The organism is Xanthomonas bonasiae, assembly GCF_017163705.1.
GTDB lineage: Bacteria > Pseudomonadota > Gammaproteobacteria > Xanthomonadales > Xanthomonadaceae > Xanthomonas_A > Xanthomonas_A bonasiae.
The window spans coordinates 88,296-96,849 of sequence record NZ_JAFIWB010000024.1 but is presented as its reverse complement, the minus strand read 5'-3'; the positions used below and the strand labels follow the sequence as shown (position 1 = coordinate 96,849).

At 68.6% G+C, this 8,554-nt stretch carries 8 protein-coding genes; 4 read left to right on the top strand and 4 right to left on the bottom strand.

From position 1 onward, the window contains the following. Positions 1-327: 327 nt before the first annotated feature. Positions 328-1,539, bottom strand: coding sequence for a tyrosine--tRNA ligase (gene tyrS / locus JR064_RS17845; RefSeq protein WP_179570895.1), 1,212 nt, complete (start codon positions 1,537-1,539; stop codon positions 328-330). Positions 1,540-1,705: 166 nt separating this feature from the next. Here tyrS and JR064_RS17840 point away from each other — a divergent pair, with 166 nt between their 5' ends. Continuing rightward, a complete protein-coding gene (locus JR064_RS17840; RefSeq protein WP_206230627.1) occupies positions 1,706-3,175 on the top strand; it encodes a M23 family metallopeptidase in 1,470 nt (489 codons plus the stop codon). A gap of 89 nt (positions 3,176-3,264) precedes the next feature. Next, positions 3,265-4,395, top strand: a complete 1,131-nt coding sequence (locus tag JR064_RS17835; RefSeq protein WP_206230626.1) for an anhydro-N-acetylmuramic acid kinase — start codon at positions 3,265-3,267, stop codon at positions 4,393-4,395. Between the two features lie 41 nt (positions 4,396-4,436). Here JR064_RS17835 and JR064_RS17830 read toward each other — a convergent pair whose 3' ends face one another. The 3 genes from JR064_RS17830 to JR064_RS17820 form a co-directional block, all read right to left on the bottom strand. Next, positions 4,437-4,664: a hypothetical protein gene (locus JR064_RS17830; protein WP_145706592.1), complete on the bottom strand. Its 228-nt coding sequence runs from the start codon at positions 4,662-4,664 to the stop codon at positions 4,437-4,439. 70 nt (positions 4,665-4,734) lie between these two features. After that, positions 4,735-6,051: an AmpG family muropeptide MFS transporter gene (locus JR064_RS17825; RefSeq protein ID WP_179570898.1), complete on the bottom strand. Its 1,317-nt coding sequence runs from the start codon at positions 6,049-6,051 to the stop codon at positions 4,735-4,737. Then, positions 6,048-6,848: an exodeoxyribonuclease III gene (locus JR064_RS17820; RefSeq protein WP_179570899.1), complete on the bottom strand. Its 801-nt coding sequence runs from the start codon at positions 6,846-6,848 to the stop codon at positions 6,048-6,050. The genes JR064_RS17825 and JR064_RS17820 overlap by 4 nt, the downstream gene beginning before the upstream one ends. A gap of 210 nt (positions 6,849-7,058) precedes the next feature. On the opposite strand from JR064_RS17820, the gene pyrE reads away from it, so the two are divergent. Continuing rightward, positions 7,059-7,718: an orotate phosphoribosyltransferase gene (gene pyrE / locus JR064_RS17815; RefSeq protein WP_179570900.1), complete on the top strand. Its 660-nt coding sequence runs from the start codon at positions 7,059-7,061 to the stop codon at positions 7,716-7,718. A 15-nt stretch (positions 7,719-7,733) separates the two neighbouring features. After that, positions 7,734-8,411, top strand: coding sequence for a hypothetical protein (locus JR064_RS17810; RefSeq protein WP_206230625.1), 678 nt, complete (start codon positions 7,734-7,736; stop codon positions 8,409-8,411). The last annotated feature ends 143 nt before the right edge of the window (positions 8,412-8,554 follow it).

Here is an 8,554-nt window from a genome sequence, read left to right as displayed (position 1 = left end):
GGTTCCCCTCAAACCCCGAAGGCTTTTCGCTGAACCGAGCCGCCCATCATAGCGGCTTTTTTGTTGCCGTCAATACCTTTTTGAGGAGGTTTTTGACGACCCCGCCGCGTTGCTGTTGCGTTGCCGCAAGGCGTTGCGTCGGGGGAGGGAAAGTATGGCCGCAAACCCGTCGCTTGGGAAGGGGGTGTGAAAGATTTTTTCACTCCGCCGATGCAGGTAGGCGCCGATGCGATGCGTGACACTTATAAGGCGCAGCATCTCGCGGCGTGGAGCCTGCTGCCAGAGCCTTTCAGCACAAGCGACGGCGGCGCTTGGCCGCCATCGTGCTCAGGCCGCGACCAGGCGCACGCGCGCGAAGGTGCGCTTGCCGACCTGCAACACGCCTTCGAATCCGGGCACGAAGCTGTGCTGCGGATCTTCCACCACCTCGCCCTCCACCCGTACCGCGCGCTCCTTGAGCTTGCGGTTGGCTTCGGAGTTGCTGGCGGTCAGCCCGGCGGCGGTCAGCAGCGCGGCGATGCGCAGGCCTTCCGCCGGCACCGCCACGTCCTGCAGCGGCAATGCGCTGGTGTCGCCCTGCCCGGTCACCACCGCATGCCAGCCGACGATGGCCTGCTCGGCGGCCGCAGCGTCGTGGAAACGCGTGGTCAGCTCGCGGGCCAGGCGCAGCTTCACTTCGCGCGGGTGCAATGCGCCGGCCTGCACCTGCCGCTTCAGTTCCTGCGCTTCGTTCAGGCTTATATCGAAGGACAGCAGCTCGATCCAGCGCCACATCAGCTCGTCGCCGATCTTCATGGTCTTGGTGACGATGTCGATCGCCGGCTCGCTGATGCCGATGTAGTTGCCCAGCGACTTGGACATCTTGTTGACCCCGTCCAGGCCTTCCAGCAGCGGCATGGTCAGCACGATCTGCGCCGGCTGTCCGTAATGCTCCTGCAGGCCACGTCCCATCAGCAGGTTGAACTTCTGATCGGTGCCGCCCAGCTCGACGTCGGCCTTCAACGCCACCGAATCGTAGCCCTGCACCAGCGGGTACAGGAATTCGTGGATGGCGATGGACTGCTGCGCGGCATAGCGTTTGGCGAAGTCGTCGCGCTCGAGCATGCGCGCCACCGTGTGCTGCCCGGCCAGACGGATCATGTCGGCCGCGCTCATCTGCCCGAACCACTCCGAATTGAAGCGCACTTCGGTGCGCTCGCGGTCCAGCACCTTGAATACCTGCTCCTCGTAGGTGCGCGCGTTGGCGAGCACGTCCTCGCGGGTCAGCGGCTTGCGGGTGACGTTCTTGCCGGTGGGATCGCCGATCATGCCGGTGAAGTCGCCGATCAGGAAAATCACCTGGTGGCCCAGCTGCTGGAACTGGCGCATCTTGTTCAGCAACACGGTATGGCCGATGTGCAGGTCCGGCGCGGTCGGGTCGAAACCGGCCTTGACGCGCAACGGGCGGCCGGCACGCAACCGCGCTTCCAGTTCCTCGCGCTTGAGGATTTCGTCGGCACCGCGGCCGATCAGGGCAAGAGACTCTTCAATCGTGGACAAAACGGAACTCCGACGGGTTGCCACCGGCAACATGAATGACGTTAAGTGCGAGTTAACCGCGCGCCCGGCGAAAACCCGAGCCGGTTCAATGGTTTGACGCGCTGTTGATCGATGTTTATGGTAGCCGAGTTTTGAGCTCGCGCTTCGAGCTCATGAGGAAGCCTTGATGCAGAACAGCGAAAGCGAACAGGAACGCGCGCGCAAGCAGCGCTTCCAGGAACGTCTCCATGTCCTTCACGACACTGCACTGCATCGGCAGCTGACGCAGCATTTCCCCGCCGGGCGCTGGACGCGCCGCCACTGGATCCACGCCAGCCTGTTCGCCACCATCGGCGCACTGGTGGCCACGATCGTCCCCGGCTTCTCCAATGCCATCGACGTGCCGCTGCAGACCACGCACGCGACCCTGGCGCTGCCGTTGCCGCCGATTTCGCTGGCCCAGCAGCAGGGCGTGGCCGGCGACAGCTGGCAGGTGGTGCGGATCCAGCCCGGGCAGACCCTGGGCGCGGTGTTCGAACAGCTCGACATCCCGGCCACGGTGATGCATCAGGTGCTGGATCACCCGGGCACGCGCGAGGCGCTGACCAAGCTGCGCCCCGGCGCCGAGATCGGCTTCGACCTGCCGGTGGCCGGCAGCCTGCGCGGCATCCGCTTCGACCGCGATGCCACCCACCGCGTGGAACTGTCGCTGCTCGGCGACGACATCCGCGAGAAGGTGACCGAACGCGAAACCAGCACCCGCACCGCGGTCATCAGCGGCGAAATCACCAGCTCGCTGTACGTGGCCGCGCGCAAGGCGGGCCTGTCGCCGTCGGCGATCGCGACGATGACCGACGAGATCTTCAAGTACGACATCGACTTCGACAAGGACCTGCAGCCGGGCGACCGCTTCAGCGTGGTGATGGACGAGACCTGGCGCGAAGGCGAGCGGATCGACACCAGCAAGATCCTCGCCGCGACCTTCACCACCCGCGGCAAGACCTACAGCGGCTTCCGCTTCGAGCGCGACGGCAAGCCTGCCGAGTACTTCGACGTCAGCGGGCGGCCGCTGAAGAAGAGCTTCATCCGCATGCCGGTGTCCTACAGCCGCATCAGCTCCACCTTCGGCGCGCGCAAGCATCCGGTGCTGGGCACCATGCGCATGCACAAGGGCATCGATTACGCGGCGCCGTCGGGGACGCCGATCATGGCCGCCGGCGATGCGCGGGTGCAGTTCGTCGGCACCCAGCGCGGCTACGGCAACGTGGTGATCCTGGACCACGGCAAGGGCTACAGCACGCTGTACGGGCACATGTCGCGCTTCGGCGGGATCAAGCCCGGCCAGCGCATCAACCAGGGCACGGTGATCGGCTTCGTCGGCATGACCGGCATGGCCACCGGCCCGCACCTGCATTACGAATTCCGCGTGGACGGCGTGCAGCGCAATCCGGCCTCGGTGACGATGCCGCCGCCGACGCCGCTGGCCGGCACCGAGCTGGCCGCGTTCCGGGCGCAGACCTCGCCCGCGCTGGCACGCATCCAGCGCGTGGAGAAGCTGATCTACGCCGACGCCGCACCGGCGAAGGGCGACGCCCCGGCGAAGAAGAAGAAGACCGTCGCCTCGGCCAGGTCGGCGCAGTCCAGCGACGCGGGCTGAGCCGCAAAGCGGCCCCGCCACGGCGGCGCGGATTGACGCGCCGCCGCCCCTCGCCCACGCTGCGCTACTGACGCTGCCTGGTGCCCGCAATGCCCGATCCGATCGCACTCGACGCCGAGGCCCTGTTCCTCGGCCTGATGTCCGGCACCAGTGCCGATGGCATCGATGCCGCGCTGGTCCGCTTCGCTGCCGATGGGCGGGCGCAGCTGCGCATCGGCCGCACCTACGCCTGGGCGCCGCGCCAGCGCGAGGCGCTGATCGCGCTGGGCGAAGGCGGCGAGATCGATTCGCTGGACACGCTGGGCCGGCTCGACGCGGAAGTGGCGATCGCCTTCGCCGAGGCCGCGCTGCGCCTGCTCGAGGACGCCGGCGTCGCGCCTGCCGAGGTGCGCGCGATCGGCTCGCACGGCCAGACCGTGCGCCACCGGCCGTTGGCCGATCCGGCCTTCACCTGGCAACTGGGCGACGGCAACCGCATCGCCGAGCTGACCGGCATCGCCACGGTGTGCGACTTCCGCCGCCGCGACGTGGCCGCCGGCGGCCATGGCGCGCCGCTGATGCCGGCCTTCCATGCGGCGATGCTGGGCGCGGCGCACGAGGACCGCGCGGTGCTGAACCTGGGCGGGATCGGCAACCTGACCCTGCTGCCGGCGCACGGCAGCGTGCGCGGGTTCGACACCGGCCCGGCCAACGCACTGCTCGATGCCTGGTGCCAGCGGCATCTGGGCCAGCCCTACGATGCCGGCGGCGCCTTCGCCGCCAGCGGCCAGGTCGACGACGGCCTGCTGCAGCGCTTGCTGGCCGATCCCTGGTTCGCGCTGGCCCCGCCCAAGAGCACAGGGCGCGAACAGTTCCACCTGCGCTGGGTGGATGCGCTGCTGGAGCCGGCCGCGCATCCGGCCGCGGCGGTGCAGGCGACCTTGCTGGAACTGACCGCGGCCACCGTGGCCGACGCGCTGCTGGCGCAGCAGCCGGCGACCCGGCAACTGCTGGTCTGCGGCGGCGGCGTGCACAACCCGCTGTTGCTGGCGCGGCTGCAGGCACGGCTGCCGGGCGTGCAGGTGCTGTCCACGCAGGCGCTTGGCCTGGATCCGGACTACGTGGAAGCGATGGGCTTCGCCTGGCTGGCGCGGCAGACCCTGGCCGGGCTGCCCGGCAACCTGCCTTCGGTCAGCGGCGCGCGTGGGCCGCGCATCCTCGGGGCGATCCACCTGGCCTGACCGCAACGGCAGCGGCCCGCGTCACGGCACCGACGCGCGGCTCAGAAGCCGGCGCCGGCCGGCAGTTCGCGCAACGCGGCGATCGCCTCGGACAAGGCATCCACTTCCGGGTTCTCGAAGCCGCTGCGCACTTCATGCTCGCTGGCGAACAGGCCCTGCTCGATCAGGTTGAGCACGGTCTGGTGCTGGGTCCAACCGCGGGCCACGGCGATGCGGCGGATCCGATCGACCAGGATGGGGTCGATGTCGCGCAACAGCAGATCGGTCATGCGGACTCCCTGACGGACGGCGGCGCACCCCATGCGCTGCCGTGCATCATCCGCAACTCCGAGCGGGCTTTCAATCCGCCTGCGGCGCGGCGGGGGCCGGTTGTTCGCGGATCCGCGGCCACAGCCAGGCCAGCAGCAGCAGGGTCGGAATCACCGTGAACGCGCTGAGCACGAAGAAGGTGCTGTAGGACGTGGCCTCGACGATGTAGCCGGAAGCGCCGCCGACGAACTTGCCCGGCAGGTTGGCCAGCGACACCAGCAGCGCGTACTGGGTGGCGGTGAAGTTGCGGTCGGTCAGCGACGACATGAACGCGACCAGCACGGTGCCGGCGAAGCCCTGGAACAGGTTGTCGGCGCTGAGCGCGGCGTAGAACGACCACAGCTGCCCGGGATGGTGGGCCATCAGCAGGAACGCCAGGTTCGACAGCGCCACACCCAGCGCGGCGACGAACAGCATGCGCCGGAAGCCGAACGCCGCCACCGCCAGGCCGCCGGCGAACGCGCCGGCGATGCCCATCCACACCCCGAACAGCTTGGAGACGGTGGCGATGTCGGCCTTGCTGAAACCCGAATCGAGGTAGAACGGGCCGGACATCACCCCGATCACCTGGTCGGGAAACTTGAACAGGCCCACGAACAGCAGCAGCCCCAGCCCCAGCGCCAGGCCGTTGCTGGTGAAGAAGCTGGAAATCGGCTGCCAGAACGCGCCGACCACGTCGATCTTGCGCACCACCGTGGCCGCCGGCACCTCCGGTTCGCGGCACAGCAAGGTGGTGGCGATCGGCAGCAGCATCAGCCCGGCCATCACCAGATAGGCCAGGGTCCAGTCGCCGAACTGGGCCAGGTACAGCGCGCCGGCGCCGGACAGGATCAGGCCGATGCGGTAGCCGAAGGTGTAGGTCGCGGCGAGCGCGGCCTGCGCCGTCGCCGGGGCGATCTCGATCCGGTACGCATCGACCACCGAATCCTGGGTGGCGCCGGCGAAGGAGGCGATCAGCACCCACAGCACCAGGCCGCCGATGCTCAGCTCCGGACGCATCAGCGCCAGCGCCGCCAGGCCGATCGTGACCCCCAGCTGCGACACCAGCAGCCACGAGCGGCGCCGGCCCAGGAACGCGACCAGCGGGAACGGATAGCGGTCCAGCAGCGGCGCCCACAGGAACTTGAGCAGGTAGAAGAAGCTGGCCAGGCTGATCAGGCCGATGCTGCCCAGGTCCAGGCCGACGTCGCGCAAGCGCGTGGACAGGGTCTGCGAGGCGATCAACAGGAACGGCAGGCCGCTGCCGAAGCCGAGCAGCGCCATCGTCGCCGCCGACGGCGTGGCGAAGGCGCGCTTGATCCCGGCCCAGCCCTTGTAGGAGGCCGGCGCGGACGCGGCCTGGCTCATTCGCGGTAGTCCACCACGAACGGCGCATGGTCGGAGAAGCGCTGCGCGGTATAGATCGCGCAGCCCTGCAGGCGCTCGCGCAGCGTCGGGGTCACGAACTGGTAGTCGATGCGCCAACCCACGTCGTTGGCGCGCGCGGCGCCACGGTTGCTCCACCAGGTGTAGTCCTGGCCCTCCGGGTGCAGCGCGCGGTAGGCGTCGACCCAGCCGCGGCCGCTGGCCGGATCGGCGTCTTCGGCGCGATCGGCGCACAGGCCGTTGAGCCAGTCGCGCTCGGCCGGCAGGCAGCCGGAATTCTTCTGGTTGGACTTCCAGTTCTTGATGTCCAGCGCCGAGCGCACGATGTTCCAGTCGCCGCACAGCACGTAGTCGCGGCCGCTGGCCAGCCATTCGGCCAGGATCGGCCGCAGCCAGTCCATGACCTGAAACTTGTAGCCCTGGCGCAGTTCGCCGGACGAGCCGGAGGGAATGTAGAACGAGACCACGCTCAGGTTGCCGAAGCGCGCCTCCAGGTAGCGGCCCTCCTCGTCGAACTCGGGCCAGCCCAGCGCGGTACGCACCTCGTCCGGCTCGCGCTTGCTGTAGATGGCCACGCCGCTGTAGCCCTTCTTGGTGCTGGCATCGCGGAACCAGGCGCGGTAGCCGTCCGGCAGGAACGCCGGCCCGGCCAGCTGATGCTCCTGCGCCTTGGTTTCCTGCACGCACAGCACATCGGCGTGCTGGCCGGAAAACCACTCGAAGAAGCCCTTGGTGGCGGCCGAACGCAGGCCGTTGGCATTGAAACTGACGATACGCATAGAGCGGGGATTCGGGATGGAGGGATTGGAGATTCGTGAAAGCGTACCCCATGCGTGGACACTGCATGGTCGTAACCCGCTATGTGTTCACCAATCCAGGCATTGCATTGGGGATTCATGAAAGCGTACCCATGCGTGGACGCCGCATGGCCGCGACCGGCTATGCTTTCACGAATCCCGTCATCCCCAATCCCGAATCCCGGCTCCCCAATGACCGACTACCGGCAACGTTTCCTGCAATTGGCCCTGGATGCGCAGGCGCTGCGCTTCGGCGAGTTCACGCTGAAGTCCGGGCGCGTCAGCCCTTACTTTTTCAACGCCGGGCGCTTCGATTCCGGGAGCACGGTGGCGCGCCTGGCGGCGTGCTACGCCGATGCGGCCGACGCCGCCGGGCTCGACTTCGATCTGCTGTTCGGCCCGGCCTACAAGGGCATTCCGCTGGCGACCGCGCTGGCCTGCGAGTACGCGCAGCGCGACCGCAACCTGCCGCTGGCGTTCAACCGCAAGGAAGCCAAGACCCATGGCGAAGGCGGCAGCCTGATCGGCGCGCCGCTGGCCGGGCGCCGGGTGCTGATCGTGGACGACGTGATCACCGCCGGCACCGCGATCCGCGAGGCGCTGGCGATCATCCGCGAGGCCGGCGGCATCCCGGCGGCGATCCTGGTCGCGCTGGACCGGCAGGAGATCGCCGGCGAGCACGACCGGCGCTCGGCGGCGCAGGCGGTGGCGGCGGAGGCCGGCGTTCCTGTGGTGTCGGTCGCGCACCTGGGCGATCTGCTTGCATTCATCGATGGAAACGCGGACCTTGTCGGCTTCCGCGAACCGCTGCTGGCCTACCGGGCACGCTACGGCTGCGATCCGTCAGGCTGACAGCAGGGGGCTGCCATGATGCCGATCCAACGACCGTGGGGCCGCACCTTGTGCGTCCTGCTCGCGCTGATTGCGTTGCCGGCCGCAGCGCAGCCGGCGCCATCCAAGAAACTGTACTGCTGGAACCAGGGCGGGCAGCGCGTGTGCAGCGATGCGCTGCCGCCGGAAGCGGTGAACCAGGCGCGCGACGAGTTCAACGCCAAGAGCGGGATGCGCAGCGGCGCGGTCGGCCGTGCGCTGAATGCCGAGGAGCGCGCCGCGGCCGCCGCCGATGCCGCGCAGCAGCGCGCCGACCAGGCGGCGCTGGAGACGCGCAAGCGCACCGACCAGGCGATGCTGCTGTCGTTCCAGACCGAAGAGGAATTGCGCCGGGTGTTTTCCGAGCGCATCGGCATCGTCGACAACAACATCAACACCGCGCGCTACAACGTCAACAGCCTGCGCGAAGGGCTGGTCGGCCTGCTGGCCAACGCCGGCGCGCGCGAGCTGGCCGGGCAGAAGGTGACCGGCAAGATCGTCGAGGACGTGCAGCAGCGGCATCGCGCGCTGCTGTGGCAGCTGCGCATGCAGAAGAACTTCGAACAGCAGCGGCTCGGCCTGAACCAGGAAATCGACGACGCGCTGCAACGCTATCGTGCGGCGAAGCGGCCCGGGACCGGAACGGCGCCGGCTGCGCCGGCGAACAGCGGCTAAACGCAGCGCGCGGCCAGCGGCGCTAGCCAGGTCGCCGCGGCAGGGATGTCGGGACTGAAGTCCCTCCCACAGTGCATCCAGCAAGTAGGCCGCAAGTCCCTTGTGGGAGCGACTCCAGTCACGACGAACGAAGCCCGGACGCC